The following is a 13182-nucleotide window of genomic DNA, read 5'->3' on the forward strand; positions in this document are numbered from 1 at the left end:
GGGTGTCCTGTTCATGCAATCAGGTGGTGGCTGTCACCGCACGGTCTTTCTCGTTCTGACGCGCACCGCCTGGCTGGCACTGAGCGCGGTCCTGCTCGCAGCCTCGGCGTTCGCCTGGTCCACTGTGTCCACCCTCTCGACCGGCGTCGAGCGGTCCTACGCGATCCCGGACGACGCGCCCCGGTCGGAGTCCGGCCGCAACATCCTGATCATGGGCCTGACCACGAGGCTGGACCTGCACGGCGAACCGCTGCCCGACGACGTGCTGCGGCGCATGCAGGCGGGCGAGAGCGACCGGGGCGGCTACAACGCGAACACGCTGATCCTGTTGCACATCCCCGTTTCCGGGCCCGCGGTGGCGATGTCCGTGCCGCGCGACAACCTCGTGCCGCTGACGTCGGGCGGCGAGGGCAAGATCAAGGAGGCCTACGGCCGGGCCAAGATCGTCGAGGAGGACCGGCTGCGCGAGGCCGGGACGCACGACAAGCGGGAGCTGGAACGCGCCGGGCGTGAGGCGGGGCGCAGGGCGCAGGTGCAGACGGTGTCGGCGTTCCTGAGCCAGCCGATCGACCACCTCGTGGAGATCTCGCTGATCGGGTTCTTCCACATCGCCGAGGGGCTCGGCGGCGTGGACGTGTGCCTGCGCGACGCGGCGAAGGACCCGTTGTCCGGGGCGGACTTCCCGGCAGGGCCGCAGCACCTCGACGCGGGCCAGACGCTGTCGTTCGTGCGGCAGCGGCACGGTCTGCCGAACGGCGACCTGGACCGCACGCGGCGGCAGCAGGCGTTCCTGTCGGCCGTGACGAAGAGGCTCAAGGGCGCGGACGTCACCGCCGTGCAGGCGATGATCGACATGGCGAAGCAGGACGTCGTGCTGGACGCGCGGTTCGACCTGACCGAGTTCGCCGGGAACATCCCGTCCGAGGTGCGGTTCGACACGCTGCCGATCGAGGGCGGCGCGCACCTGGGCGGACTCGACGTGAACAAGGTGGACCAGGCCAAGGTCCGGGCGAAGGTGACCGAACTGGCCACGGCCCCGCCGCCCCCGCCGCCGAACGACGGGATTCCGTGCATCGACTAGTGGCGTGTCGCTGCTAGCTGCGTCTTTCGGTGACCCAGGTGGCGATCTGCGCGCGCGAGGTGAACCCGAGCTTCTGCAGGATTCGCTCGACGTGCCCCTCCGCGGTCCGCCGCGCGATCACCAGCCTGGCCGCGATCTCCTTGTTCGACTTGCCACCGGCGATGAGGTCGGCGACCTGCTGCTCGCGGCGGGTCAGCGGGGTCGGGGTCACGGCCGGAGCCGGGTCTTCGGCCTGTTCCTCGCCGATGGCGAACGCGATGGCGTCCTCCAGTTGGAGGTCCATGCCCTTGCGGAACATCTCCCGGAACTCGTGCTCGCCGAGCGCGGCGACCGTCACCGACTCGCACTCGCCGTGCGGGGTGCCGAAGTAGCGCGACCCGAACATCGGGTAGCCCACCGACTGCCAGATCTCGTTGGTGGCACCCAGCAGCGTGGCGGCACGCACCGCGTCGCCCTGCGTGGCGGAGATCCAGGCCAGCACCTCCATCGCGAGCACGATGCCCAGCAGGTCGTGGAACGAGCGTTTCATCCGCAGGCACTCCCGGCCGAGCCGGTCGGCGCGCACGAGGTCGCCGCTGACCCACGCGCACAGGGCCAGTCCGTAAACCGCGTACGCCTGCGCCCACAGTTCGCCGTGCTCCTCGCCGACGGCCCTGGCCTCGACGCAGAGCCGTTCCGCGGCGGCGAAGTCGTGCTGGAACGTCGCGGAGATCGCCAGTTCGATGCCGGCGAGCATGGTGTGGCTGTTGACGGTGCCCTGACCCTGGTAGAGGCGCATGGCCTCCTCGAACAGGCTGTCCGCGAGGTGCAGGTCGTCGCCCACGAGGTGCGTGCAGCCGAGGCGGTGGGTCGCGTAGGCGAGCGCGGGACCGTCGCCGGACGCGACGGCGTACTCGCGGCACTCGTCGAGCATCCGCGTCGACGCGGGCAGATCTCCCTGCAACGTGGACACATAACCGTTGACCCACAACGCCTTGGCCCGCAAGGGGCCCGGTTTCGCCCTCGCCACGGCGCGGTCGAGCCAGTGGCGGCCCTCTCCGAGCATGCCGCAGCCCGCCCAGTAGAACCACAGTGTGCTGGCCAGACGCACGCAGTGGTCGGTGTCGTGGTCGAAGCAGAAGTCCAAGGCGGACCGCAGATTCTGGTGCTCCAGGCGCGTCAGCGAGAAGATCTGCGGCTGGGCGGGGCCGAACCACTCCCGCTCACGCCGCTCGGCCCAGTCGATGAAGTGATCGCGGTGCCGTTCGCGCAGCACCTGCTCGCGGCCGGCGTCACGCAGTTTCTCCAGGCCGTACTGGCGCAACGGCTCCAGCAGCCGGAACCGGGTGCCGGACGGGTGCTGCTCCGACACCACGACCGACTTGTCGACCAGGCCCATCAGCGAGTGCATGACCTCCTCGGGTGCGACGCCGTCACCGGAGCAGACCCGTTCCGCCGCCTCCAGGTCGAACGTGCCGGAGAACACCGACGCCCGCGCCCACAGGATCTGCTCGGGCCGCGTGCACAAGTGGAAACTCCAGTCGACCGCGGCGTGCAGCGTCTGGTGGCGCGGATCGCCGCCGCGCTTGCCGTCCACCAGCACCCGGAAGGTGTTGTCCAATCTGGACGACAAGTGGTCAAGGCTCAACACGCGCAGGCGCACCGCGGCCAGTTCGATGGCCAGCGGGATTCCACCGAGCAGGGCGCAGATCTGGCTGACCTCGGCGTGGTTGCGCGCGGTGAGGACGAATCCGGGTTCGACGGCCGCGGCCCGTTCGGCGAACAGCGCCAGCGCCGGGTCCTGCGGCAGCGGCGCGACCTGCCAGAGGTGTTCGCCGTCGACGCCGAGGCGTTCCCTGCTGGTGACGAGCACGCGCAGGCTTGGGACACCACGCAGCAACGTGTCCACGAGGTCGGCGGTGGCCCCGACGACGTGCTCGCAGTTGTCCAGGACCATCAGCGTCTGCCGGTCGTGCAGGTGTTCCATCAGAACGGTGCGGTGCACGCGGACTGTGTCGTTGTGCACACCCAGTTGTTCCAGAACCGTGTGCACGACCAGTTCCGGGTCGGTGACGCCGCCCAGCTCCACGAACCACACCCCGTCGCGGAACGCCCTGCTCGTCTCGGCGGCAGCACGCAACGCCAGCCGTGTCTTGCCGACGCCACCGACACCCGTAAGAGTGACGAGGCGCGACTCGGACAGCAGCCTCCGCACTTCGGCGACGTCGTGCTTGCGGCCGACGAAAGTAGTTGTGTCAGCAGGCAAATTGCCTCTGCGACCTGGGGAAAGCGAACCGCACACAGCCGCACCCTAGGTCGGTGCGATCTCCCGCTGCAACGCGGTCCCCCGGAGGTACCAACGTGGAAACACGGGTAGTTACCCCCTAGGGCCCGTGCAGTGACGCCATCAGGCTTGGGCCCTTGGGGAACCTGCCTGTGGGGAGGGGACGGGGTCATGGCCGGTGACAGCCTCGGGGTGGACGTCCGGGAGCAGAACGGCGTGCTCGTCGTCCGGCTCAGCGGGCAGCTCGACTGGACGACCTACATGCGCGCGCAGGACGTGCTGCTCGACTGCGCGACCAAGGAACTCGTCGGCGTGGTGGTGGAGCTGGACGACCTCGTCGCCGAGTCGCCCGCGCTGCTCGTGCTGTTCGACGTCGTGTGGCTGTCCGCGGCGCGCTGGCCGGGCATCTCACTGAGCCTCGTCGTGAGTGATCACCGGCTGCGGTCGACGCTGGAGTCACGCGGCCTTCCCCGGCACATCCCGCTGTACTCGACGACGCCGGAAGCGCTGGCCTCGGTGGTGCGACTCAGGCACGAGGACCGGGTGGACGCGCAACTGCCGTCGTGCCGCTGCCTTCCGCACGTGGCCGAGCGCATCACGGAACGCGCCTGCGAACGGTGGGGCGTCCAGTCGTTGCTTGACGTAGCACCGCAGGTGGCCGTGGAGCTCGTGTCGCACATCGAGGACGACAGCCCTCTCGCGCTGCTGCTGCGCATGCGCGGCGACAAGATGTCCGTCGCCGTGCGCACGACCGCACGCTTCGACCTCAAGCAGTGGCACGTCATGCGGCACAACATCGCGTCCATCGCCGTCTGCAACTTCACCATGGGCGAGACGCCGGCCGGTGGCGGCCGGCACATCATCTGGGCGTTGCTCGACGTGCCGGAGGACAGCCAGCGGCCTCCGAGCCATCTCCAGGAGGCCGCCGTCTTCACCCACCAGGTTTAGTTCTTCCGGGTCTTTCTACCGCGTGCACCTTCCAGCGTTCATCGCCGCGATGCTCGTCCGGTAGGCCCGGACGAACTGACGATTCGCCGCGGTGTCCGGCGGCGAGGCCACGCACTGGTGCAACCAGCAGCGATGCCAGCCACACGTCACGCGGGCCTCGGGATCGAGGCCGAGCTCCTCAGCCAGGTCTTCGGCGTTGAGAACCGCCGCCAGCGTCGTGTCCACGACCTCGGAGGAGGTCACCAGCCGCAGATGCGCGCGTCGCCTCATGATGCACAGAATGCACGCGCCGACCAGAGCACGCATACCCGGATTTATACCTGTTCAATCGCGTCTTCCGCAGAATTCCATTCGACACTGGCCCCCTTCTCAGCAGGGCTTGCGCGCCCTAGGCTCGGATTCCAACGGCGGCGCAGAGGTGTACTCCATGGCGGATCCTGCGTTCTTCCCTCCTCCACACTCCAGCCGCATCGGCACGAGCGATGTGGAGCAACTGGAGGCGCAGACCCGTTCGCTGCGCTCGGTCGACTACCAGTACGGCGGAGGGGCGTGCCGCGACGCCGTCGTCGTGCGGATCTATTGGGCGCAACAGCTTCTGACCGCCGAAGCCTCGGACACCGTGCGTGCGCGCCTGCTGTCCGCCGTCGCGGATCTGCACAACCTGGCCGGGTGGACGTCGTTCGACTGTGGTCAGGTCGGGGCCGCCTACCACCATTTCGACCGTGCGCTGGATTTGGCGCGTCACGACGAAGACCTGACGACCAACATCGTTTACCGGCGTGGACGCGTGCATCTGCATCACGGCGCACCGGGCGATGCGCTGGCTTACTTCCAGAGGGGCGCTTTCGCGCCATTGGCGTCGAGCATCATGTATTTGAACGAGGCCTGGGCGTACGCACGCCAAAGCCGTTCCGCCGAGGCGTTGCGCGCGCTGGGCAAGGCACACAACTCGTTCGCGTCCGCAGACCCTGCACGCGCGCCGGACTGGGCTCGGTTCCACGACGAGACGGACCTGACCGCGATGACCGGCACGATCCACGCGGAGCTCGGTGACACCCGGCTGGCGGTTCCGGCGTTGTCGTCGGCGATCGAGGGGTTCGGGCCGGCAATGGCGCGCAGCGGCACGTTCTGCCTGATCGCCCTGGCCGCGTGCCACTTCCTCGACGGCGACCTCGACGAGGGGCAGGCCGTGGGGCTGCGGGCGGTGAGCGCGGCGGAGGAGCTGCGGTCGGAACGGGTGTGGGACCGGTTGCGGCCGATGGCGCAGGCGGCGGCCACGCGCGGGATCTCCCTGCGTTGACGGTGCCGGGCCGACGTTGCCGGGGTGATCTTTGCAGAACCCGAACATTCGGCGGACCGTGCTCTGATCGTGAGCGGTCATCGTTCTGTGCCATGAACATTTCGCGAATCGGTGGGCTCGTGCTGGGGATGCTGCTGCTGGGCGCGGGGACCGCGTCGGCGCAGGAACCGATCACGATCAGCCCGGAGAAGGTGCAGCAGATCTGCTCGAACCGCGTGCCTCGCGTCGAGGGCAAGGTCAAAGCGCTGACGGACAAGATCAACGGCAGTCCGGAGACCCTGGGCTCGAAGAAGTGGATCGAGCAGAAGGCCGCCGACGCCCGCAAGGCCGGCAACACGGCCCGCGCGGACGTCCTCGACGCGCGGCTGAAGCTGCGGGACGCGCAGCTCGTGAAGCTGGCGAAGGCCGGCGAGCGCGTCGCCAAGTTCAAGTCCGAGCACTGCGGGTCCAAGTGAGGTGGGTCGCGGCTCTGGTTCTGCTGGTGTCCCTGACGGCGTGCCGGGGTGAGGCGCCGGTGTCGGACCTCGATGATGTGGAATCAACGCTGAACAGCATCGAGTCGGACATCAACCAGCCGGGGTGAACGCGTGGAACGTGGCCTGGTGCTCGTCGTGGAGGACGAACCGGCGATCGCCGAACTCGTCGCGCTGTACCTGAGGCGCGACGGCTTCGGCGTGCACCTGGAGTCCTCGGGGGACGCGGCACTGGCCGCGGTCCGGTCGCTGTCGCCCGTGGCGGTCGTGCTCGACGTCGGCCTGCCCGTGCTGAACGGCATCGAGGTCTGCCGGGCCATGCGCGCCGCCGGTGACTGGACTCCGGTGCTGTTCGTGACGGCCCGGGACGACGAGGTGGACCGCCTGCTCGGGTTGGAACTGGGCGCCGACGACTACATCACCAAGCCCTTCAGTCCACGCGAACTGTCCCTGCGCGTGCGCACGGTCCTGCGCCGCTCGTCCGGCCCAGCGCCGGACGTTCTGCAGGTGGGTTCCGTACGGCTCGATGTCGGCGAACGGCGAGCGTTCGCCGGTGCCGACGAGGTGTCGTTGACGTCGACGGAGTTCGGGCTGCTTTCGTACCTGATGAAGAATCCACGTCAGGTGTTCTCGCGCGAGCAGCTGCTCTCCGCCGTGTGGGGCTACTCGTCCGTGGCCGGCACACGGACCGTTGACGTCCACATAGCCCAGCTACGAGCCAAGTTCGGTTCGTTGAGTCCAATCAGGACAGTGCGCGGCGTCGGCTACTCGGCGGACGCGTCGTGAACCTCGCCGGCCGGATCGCGTTGCTGTGCCTGGGAGTCGCGTTCGTGGCCGTGGCCGTCGCGGGCTTCGTGTCACTGCGCCTGGTGCTCTCGACCTCGCAACAGGTGAGCCGCGAGTCCTTGCGCTCCCAGGCCGACGTGGTGGCGGGCCAGATCTCGAACAACCGCGTGGAACAGATCCTGGAGGGCCAGGACATCGCGATCGTCCGGATCACCGCCGCCGGAGACGTCACGGGCGCCGATCGCGCCGCGGTCCGCGCGGTCCGCGCCGTCGACTACCGCGGGGTGCTGTCGGGTTCTCCTGTGTCCGGGGTGAGCGGCCGTCTGAACGTGGAAGCCCGTCCGTCGGGGGCGGGCGGCTTCGCCCTGGTCCAGGAGACCGAGACCACCGGCACCTACCGCAAACTGGTCCGCAACATCCTCGGCGCCCTGGGCATAGGTCTCGCCGTGGCCTGCCTCGCGGGCCTGGCCCTGGGCACGTTCCTGGCCCGCCCGCTGCGCCGAGTCGCCTCAGTGGCCCACGCGATGAGCGCGGGCCGCCGCGACCTCCGAGTCCCGGTGGCCGGCACCCACGAACTGGCCGAGGTGAGCACGGCCGTCAACTCGCTCGCGGACGCGTTGCAACGCAGCGAATCCCGCCAACGCGACTTCCTGCTCTCCGTCTCCCACGAACTGCGCACCCCGCTCACCGCCGTGACGGGCTTCGCGGAATCCCTGGCGGACGGCGTGGTCTCCGGCGCCCAGGTCGCCCCCGTGGGCACCGTGATCCTGGAGGAGTCCCGCCGCCTGGACCGCCTGGTCACCGACCTGCTCGACCTGGCCCGCCTGGGTGCCGACGACTTCCGCCTGGACATGGCGACCGTGTCCCTGGAACCCGTCGTCCGCTCCGCAGCCGAGGTGTGGCACGCCCGCTGCCACGCCCGAGGAGTGACCTTCGTGCTGGACGTGTCGGCCTCCCCGGTGGTGCAGGCCGACGCCCGGCGCCTGCGGCAGGTGATCGACGGCCTGATGGAGAACGCCCTGCGTGTCACCCCTGCCGGACGTCCCGTCGTGCTCGCGTTGTCGTCCGTGCTGGAGGTGCGGGACGGCGGCCCCGGGCTGGCCGCCGAGGACTACGCCGTGGCGTTCGATCGCGGGGTGCTGCACGCGCGGTACCAGGACTCTCGGCCTGTCGGGACCGGTGTGGGGCTCGCGCTCGTGCACGGGCTGGTGACGCGGATGGGTGGGACGATCACGGCCGGGCCCGCCGCGGAGGGCGGGGCAGCCTTCACCGTGACGCTGCAGTCAGGACCTCAGCATCCGGGACGGGAACACGACGCGGGCGGCTGACGGCAGGTCCGCGCCGTCCGGCGACACTCCCGCGACGTCCCACACCTCTTGCAACGCACCGAACAGCTCCCCGATCTGCCGTCCGGTCTTGGCCCCCAGCGAGTTGCTGCGCTCCCAGGCGACCTCACGCCAGCCGCCTTTCGACACTCGGCGCGCCGAGTTGGCCAGCGGCCGCAACGAGGCCTGCAACCGGTGCTCAAGCCCTTCGCCGACCGCCCTGACGCCGAACTTGTCGATCGCCGCGGCGGCGTGCGGGAGTTGCGACCACGCCACCACCGCGACGCGGTGCCAGATCTCGGGAGGGAACGTGTTCGCCAGGTGGTGGCTTTCGCCGATCGCGAGGTCCTTCAGCCTGCGTCCGGCCTCCAGCGTCTGCCCGACGTACAGCAGTCCCCACTGCAGCCACACCCCGTAGACGGCCGGACCCGTCAGGCCACCGGCCAGCGCGCTCCCGAGCTGGTGCGCGAACGTGTAGCGGTGCTCGCGCCAGGCGCGTGCCGTGTCCTCGGTCGCGGCGACGTCACGCATCGCGTGCCACCAGCGGTCGAACGGGACGTCGGGTACTCCGGGGACCATCTGATCAATCTAGCGATCACTTCGCCTGCGGCAGCTTGACCTTCTTCTTGGAGCCCGGCGAGGACGGCGGCGGCACCACGGGCCCGATGTCGCCGTCCGGAGCCTCGTCCAGGTCCACGATCACCGGCGCGTGGTCGCTCGGCCCGGTCCCCTTGCGGGCGTGCCGGTCGATCCAGGCGGCCTTGGCCCGCGGCGCGACGGAGCTGGACGCGAGGATCAGGTCGATCCGCATGCCGAGGTCGCGGTGGAACATGCCGGCCCGGTAGTCCCAGTAGCTGAAGATCCGCTCCGTCGGCCACCGGTCGCGCACGACGTCGTGGAACCCCAACGCTTCGATGGCCTGCAGGGCGGCGCGTTCCGGTTCGGTGACGTGGGTCTGGCCGATGTAGGCCTCGGGGTCGAACAGGTCGGCGTCGGCCGGCGCGATGTTGATGTCGCCGCACACCAGCGCGTCAGAAGGCCCTGCCTCCAGTACGTCGCGCAGTGCGGCGAGCCATTCGAGCTTGTACTTGTAGTGGTCCGACTCGGGCTCACGGCCGTTCGGCACGTACAGCGAGTGGACGCGCACGCCGCCGCACGTCGCAGCTACGGCGCGGGCCTCGACGTGCGGGAAACCCGGTGCGCCTGCCACACCTACAGCCACGTCTTCCAAGCCCACGCGGGAGAGGAGGGCCACGCCGTTCCACTGGGTTTCACCGAACAACGCGACCTCGTAGCCGCGTTCCTTCAGGGCGTCTCCGAGCAGGGCGGTGAAGGCGTCGTCGGCCAGCTTCGTCTCCTGCAGGCACACGACGTCCGGCTGTCGCTGGTCGAGCCACGGCAGCAGGCGGGGCACGCGTTGCTTGACGGAGTTCACGTTCCAGGTCGCCACTCGCACGCGCTCCACGGTAGTCATCGCGGCTAGAGCCCGCATCGAGCTACACGCGCACAGGTGATCGCAAACCGCGTGCCGCCACCCACGCGACGATGGGCAGCACTACGAGAGACAACAGGCCCCACTGGAGGTTCGTGGTGCTCGCGACCGCACCGACCACCGGCGATCCCAGTCCACCGACGCTGACGGCGAGGCCCAGCGTGACGCCACTGGCGGTGCCGAGCCGGTTGGGCAGGTAGTCCTGGCCGAGGGTGACGTGCAGCGAGAACGGCACGTACAACGCCACGGCCGTGAGCGCGACCATCACATAGACAAATGGACCGGGCACCAACGCGACACCCGCGACGGCAGGCACCGCGGCCGCGTAGGACACCTGCAGAATCCGGACACGCCCAAAACGCCCGGCCAGCACGCCGCCGAGCAACGTGCTGGCAGCACCAACCCCGAAGAGCACGACCAACGCCGCCGCACCGGCCGCCGGACCACCGCCGACCCGTTGCGTCACCCAGATCGCGAGGAACGTGCCGAGCCCGAACGTCACCATCGACCGCGCGACGATCACCGCCGTCAGCCGGCCGAACTGACCCCGGTCGTCGCGGCCCACCGCCACCGGGACCGCGGCCGAAGCGCCGTGCACGCCGCGCAACGCAGCGAACGTCAACACACCTCCCACCAGCGCGGGAACAGCGAGCATCGGGCTCCACGCGAGCCCGCCGAACGCCAGCACCGGCGTGACGAGCACCGGTCCCAGCGCGAACCCGACGTTGCCGCCCACCGCGAACCAGCTCATGCCGACGTGACTGTCCTGCGCGACGCGACGCGCGAGACGAGCGGCTTCCGGGTGGTACGCGGCGACGCCGAGACCGGACAACGCGATCGCGAGCCACGTGAGGACGTACGAGTCGCTCAGCCCGGACAACCCGATGCCCACGCCCGCCAGCGTCATGCCCACGGGAACCAGCCACGGCATGGGCCGCCGATCCGTCAACACACCGAACAACGGCTGCACGACCGACGACAGCAGTGTCGCGGCGACCGTGATGCCGGCCGCCGCGAGGTAGCTGTACCCGCGTTCGAGCACGAAGAAAGGCACGACGGCCGGCACGGCACCCTGGTAGAGATCGTCCACCGCATGGCCGGCGACCAGGACCGACATCCGCCGGCGAGAGTTGTCCACGCACCGATCGTGGCCCCGTCCGGTACGTTCGCGATTCCGATATTCTGCCGATGTATGTCGAATTCTCGCCATTTGCCGGCCGCGCCGACCACGAGCCGCGACCTGGCAGCCACCAGCGGCGTCAGCGCGCACTGGCACGACGAACACCAGATCGTCTACGCCAGCCGCGGCGTCGTGGCAGTGCACACCGAGACGTCGAGATGGATCGCACCCGCGCACCGTGCGTTGTGGATCCCGTCCGGCGCCGTGCACTCGCACCGCGCGTACGGCGTCACACGGCTGCACTTCCTCGGCCTCACACAGAACCCGTTGAAGCTCCACGAGCCGACCGCTCTCGCCGTGTCGCCACTACTAAGAGAACTGCTGATCGCCTACACAGAGCTCACCGACCGAGAAACCCCTGCGGGCAAACGAATGCGCTCGGTGCTGCTCGACCAACTCGCCACCGCGTCCGAACAACCCGTGCGCGTGCCGGCCGCCCACGACCCCAGGCTCGCGGCGGTCTGCGCGACGCTCGAGACCGACCCCTCGGACGCACGCGGTCTCGAAGCGCTCGGACGGGAGGCCGGCGCCAGCGGCAGGACGCTCACCAGGCTGTTCCGCGACGAGATGGGCATGACCTTCCCCCAGTGGCGCACGCAACTGCGGCTCTACCACGCCCTGCGCCTGCTCGCCGAGGGCCAGCCCGTCACGGCCGTGGCGCTGCAGTGTGGATTCGCGACCGCGAGCGCGTTCATCGACGTCTTCCGCCGCTCGCTCGGTCACACCCCGGGTTCGTACCTCTAGAGAACGTTGAACACCTCCTCCGCGCGGTCCCGCTTCACGAACATCTGCCACGCGGTCTCGGCGATGTCGTCCGGGTCGAGCGTGTGCCCGGCCAGACCCCCGAACTGCTCGGGCCGGGACTCGACCAACTTGTGGATGTCGCCGCGTTCGATCACACCGCCGATGGTGAGCGTGCCCGCGTACGCGCCCTTGTCCGCGAGCGCCGCGTTGAGCGTCACGGCGTAGTTGCGCATCGCGGCCGACGACAACGCAAGAGCACCAAGGATCGGCATCGGCACCACCGAGCTCAGCCCGCCGGCCAGCAGCACGCCACCGCCGCGCTCGACCAGGCCCGGCAGGACGTGCTCGACGACGTCGATCGCCGGGTAGACCATGTCCATCGCGGCGCGCGTCTCGTCGGACGTGGTCTTCGTGATCTCGCCGGGCATGTTCTCCATGTCCACGGCGGCCGGCCCGTAGTAGACGACGTCCACCGGCCCGATCTCGTCCAAAGTGGACAGAAGTCGCGCGCGATCGCTCACGTCGACGGCGACCGCCCGTGCTTTCACACCAGCGTCGGCGAGTTCGGCCAGGTAGCCGGCATGCCGCTCACTGCCGCGCGAGATCAGCACCACGTCGTAGCCCTCGCGGCCGAACCGGTGCGCGATGGACATGCCGAGCCCGGGACCGACCCCGAGCACAACTGCGGTGGGAGACATGGGTTTCGTCCTTCCGAACGCTAATTCGAGGCAGCCCTCGACTTACCGGATCGACGCTACCACAAAACTTGAGGGCACCCTCGACTTAACCCACGAGTAGGATCCCGCCCATGGTCACCGCGTCGAAGCCCCTGCGTGCGGACGCGGCACGCAACCGGGAGAAGCTGCTGGCAGCGGCCACACAGCTGTTCTCGGAACGCGGCCTCGACGTCCCGATGGAACACATCGCACGCCACGCGGAAGTCAGCATCGGCACGCTCTACAAGCACTTCCCGACCCGCGAGGACCTCTTCACGGCGATCTTCCCTCAGCGCCTGGCCGCCCTGGACGTCATCGGCGAGAAGGCCCTGGCGGACCCGGATCCGTGGCACGCGTTCGTCGTCTACCTCGACGACCTCTACGCCCTGCAAGCGGAAGACCTCGGACTCAACGACATCCTGGCCCGCGACCTCCCGCGCGCCCCGGAAGTCGTCTCAGCCTGTCACCGCGGCGTGGGACACACGGAAATCCTGATCGACCGCGCTCTGGCCGCCGGCGTGCTGCGCCCCGACTACTCGATCACGGACATGGCGACGCTGACCAGGGCCATGGCCCAGGTGATCCGCGACTCTCCCGGCGAGTGGCGCCGCTTCCTGTCGATCTACGTCGACGGCCTGCGCACGCCGTAGACCTCGCGGGCAAGGTGCCTAGTAGCGTGTCGCTGCTTAGTTATGGAGTCTTTGGCTGGGAGGCTGTGGTGATGGCCTCCCAGTTGAAACGGCCGGTCACGTTGTCGGCGCGGGATCGTGAAGCGTTGCTCCGGCTGACCACCACGGGCGTGCACTCGGCGTCGGCGATCCGGCGGGCGCGGGTGCTGCTCGCGCTGGATACTTCGGTAGGTGAGCCTGATCCG

General features: G+C 69.3%; 14 protein-coding genes. 8 read left to right on the top strand and 6 right to left on the bottom strand.

Annotation, left to right across the window (positions count from 1 at the left end; all coding sequences use genetic code 11):
- Nucleotides 1–13: 13 nt before the first annotated feature.
- Nucleotides 14–1081 (top strand): LCP family protein, encoded by a 1068-nt coding sequence (locus ACIRG5_RS44060; RefSeq protein WP_402916643.1) that lies wholly within the window; start codon nt 14–16, stop codon nt 1079–1081.
- A gap of 13 nt (nt 1082–1094) precedes the next feature.
- On the opposite strand, the gene ACIRG5_RS44065 is transcribed toward ACIRG5_RS44060, so the two are convergent.
- Nucleotides 1095–3326: an ATP-binding protein gene (locus ACIRG5_RS44065; protein WP_402916645.1), complete on the bottom strand. Its 2232-nt coding sequence runs from the start codon at nt 3324–3326 to the stop codon at nt 1095–1097.
- 189 nt (nt 3327–3515) lie between these two features.
- Between ACIRG5_RS44065 and ACIRG5_RS44070 the strand changes: the two genes are divergently transcribed.
- Nucleotides 3516–4292 (top strand): STAS domain-containing protein, encoded by a 777-nt coding sequence (locus tag ACIRG5_RS44070; RefSeq protein WP_402916647.1) that lies wholly within the window; start codon nt 3516–3518, stop codon nt 4290–4292.
- A gap of 15 nt (nt 4293–4307) precedes the next feature.
- Here the strand turns inward: ACIRG5_RS44070 and ACIRG5_RS44075 are convergent, their stop codons facing one another.
- A complete protein-coding gene (locus tag ACIRG5_RS44075; RefSeq protein ID WP_402916649.1) occupies nt 4308–4562 on the bottom strand; it encodes a hypothetical protein in 255 nt (84 codons plus the stop codon).
- 157 nt (nt 4563–4719) lie between these two features.
- Between ACIRG5_RS44075 and ACIRG5_RS44080 the strand changes: the two genes are divergently transcribed.
- From ACIRG5_RS44080 to ACIRG5_RS44095, 4 genes are all read left to right on the top strand, one after another.
- Nucleotides 4720–5592 (top strand): hypothetical protein, encoded by an 873-nt coding sequence (locus ACIRG5_RS44080; RefSeq protein WP_402916651.1) that lies wholly within the window; start codon nt 4720–4722, stop codon nt 5590–5592.
- A gap of 92 nt (nt 5593–5684) precedes the next feature.
- Nucleotides 5685–6047, top strand: coding sequence for a hypothetical protein (locus ACIRG5_RS44085; RefSeq protein WP_402916652.1), 363 nt, complete (start codon nt 5685–5687; stop codon nt 6045–6047).
- A 132-nt stretch (nt 6048–6179) separates the two neighbouring features.
- Nucleotides 6180–6851: a response regulator transcription factor gene (locus tag ACIRG5_RS44090; RefSeq protein WP_402916654.1), complete on the top strand. Its 672-nt coding sequence runs from the start codon at nt 6180–6182 to the stop codon at nt 6849–6851.
- A complete protein-coding gene (locus ACIRG5_RS44095; RefSeq protein ID WP_402916656.1) occupies nt 6848–8179 on the top strand; it encodes a histidine kinase dimerization/phospho-acceptor domain-containing protein in 1332 nt (443 codons plus the stop codon). The genes ACIRG5_RS44090 and ACIRG5_RS44095 overlap by 4 nt, the downstream gene beginning before the upstream one ends.
- On the opposite strand, the gene ACIRG5_RS44100 is transcribed toward ACIRG5_RS44095, so the two are convergent.
- From ACIRG5_RS44100 to ACIRG5_RS44110, 3 genes are read right to left on the bottom strand one after another with little or no spacing between them, the layout of a single operon-like run.
- A complete protein-coding gene (locus ACIRG5_RS44100) occupies nt 8135–8755 on the bottom strand; it encodes a hypothetical protein (protein WP_402916658.1) in 621 nt (206 codons plus the stop codon). The two genes, ACIRG5_RS44095 and ACIRG5_RS44100, sit on opposite strands and share 45 nt — an antisense overlap.
- Nucleotides 8756–8771: 16 nt before the next feature.
- The gene (locus ACIRG5_RS44105) at nt 8772–9641 is read right to left on the bottom strand and encodes an exodeoxyribonuclease III (RefSeq protein ID WP_402916678.1); all 870 of its coding nucleotides are present in this window, start codon (nt 9639–9641) and stop codon (nt 8772–8774) included.
- A gap of 31 nt (nt 9642–9672) precedes the next feature.
- A complete protein-coding gene (locus ACIRG5_RS44110) occupies nt 9673–10785 on the bottom strand; it encodes an MFS transporter (RefSeq protein WP_402916680.1) in 1113 nt (370 codons plus the stop codon).
- Between the two features lie 75 nt (nt 10786–10860).
- On the opposite strand from ACIRG5_RS44110, the gene ACIRG5_RS44115 reads away from it, so the two are divergent.
- Entirely contained in the window at nt 10861–11592 is a 732-nt protein-coding gene (locus tag ACIRG5_RS44115; RefSeq protein ID WP_402916660.1) for an AraC family transcriptional regulator, read from the top strand.
- On the opposite strand, the gene ACIRG5_RS44120 is transcribed toward ACIRG5_RS44115, so the two are convergent.
- Entirely contained in the window at nt 11589–12290 is a 702-nt protein-coding gene (locus ACIRG5_RS44120; RefSeq protein ID WP_402916662.1) for an SDR family NAD(P)-dependent oxidoreductase, read from the bottom strand. The two genes, ACIRG5_RS44115 and ACIRG5_RS44120, sit on opposite strands and share 4 nt — an antisense overlap.
- Before the next feature lie 110 nt (nt 12291–12400).
- Here ACIRG5_RS44120 and ACIRG5_RS44125 point away from each other — a divergent pair, with 110 nt between their 5' ends.
- A complete protein-coding gene (locus ACIRG5_RS44125) occupies nt 12401–12958 on the top strand; it encodes a TetR/AcrR family transcriptional regulator (RefSeq protein ID WP_402916664.1) in 558 nt (185 codons plus the stop codon).
- The last annotated feature ends 224 nt before the right edge of the window (nt 12959–13182 follow it).

Source organism: Lentzea sp. NPDC102401, from assembly GCF_044765805.1.
GTDB classification, from domain to species: Bacteria; Actinomycetota; Actinomycetes; order Mycobacteriales; family Pseudonocardiaceae; genus Lentzea; species Lentzea sokolovensis.

Coding starts and splice junctions, on each gene's coding strand:
- ACIRG5_RS44060 (WP_402916643.1), top strand. CDS start 14: ATGCAATCAGGTGGTGGCTGTCACCGCACGGTCTTTCTCGTTCTGACG.
- ACIRG5_RS44070 (WP_402916647.1), top strand. CDS start 3,516: ATGGCCGGTGACAGCCTCGGGGTGGACGTCCGGGAGCAGAACGGCGTG.
- ACIRG5_RS44075 (WP_402916649.1), bottom strand. CDS start 4,562: ATGAGGCGACGCGCGCATCTGCGGCTGGTGACCTCCTCCGAGGTCGTG.
- ACIRG5_RS44080 (WP_402916651.1), top strand. CDS start 4,720: ATGGCGGATCCTGCGTTCTTCCCTCCTCCACACTCCAGCCGCATCGGC.
- ACIRG5_RS44085 (WP_402916652.1), top strand. CDS start 5,685: ATGAACATTTCGCGAATCGGTGGGCTCGTGCTGGGGATGCTGCTGCTG.
- ACIRG5_RS44100 (WP_402916658.1), bottom strand. CDS start 8,755: ATGGTCCCCGGAGTACCCGACGTCCCGTTCGACCGCTGGTGGCACGCG.
- ACIRG5_RS44110 (WP_402916680.1), bottom strand. CDS start 10,785: ATGTCGGTCCTGGTCGCCGGCCATGCGGTGGACGATCTCTACCAGGGT.
- ACIRG5_RS44115 (WP_402916660.1), top strand. CDS start 10,861: ATGTCGAATTCTCGCCATTTGCCGGCCGCGCCGACCACGAGCCGCGAC.
- ACIRG5_RS44120 (WP_402916662.1), bottom strand. CDS start 12,290: ATGTCTCCCACCGCAGTTGTGCTCGGGGTCGGTCCCGGGCTCGGCATG.
- ACIRG5_RS44125 (WP_402916664.1), top strand. CDS start 12,401: ATGGTCACCGCGTCGAAGCCCCTGCGTGCGGACGCGGCACGCAACCGG.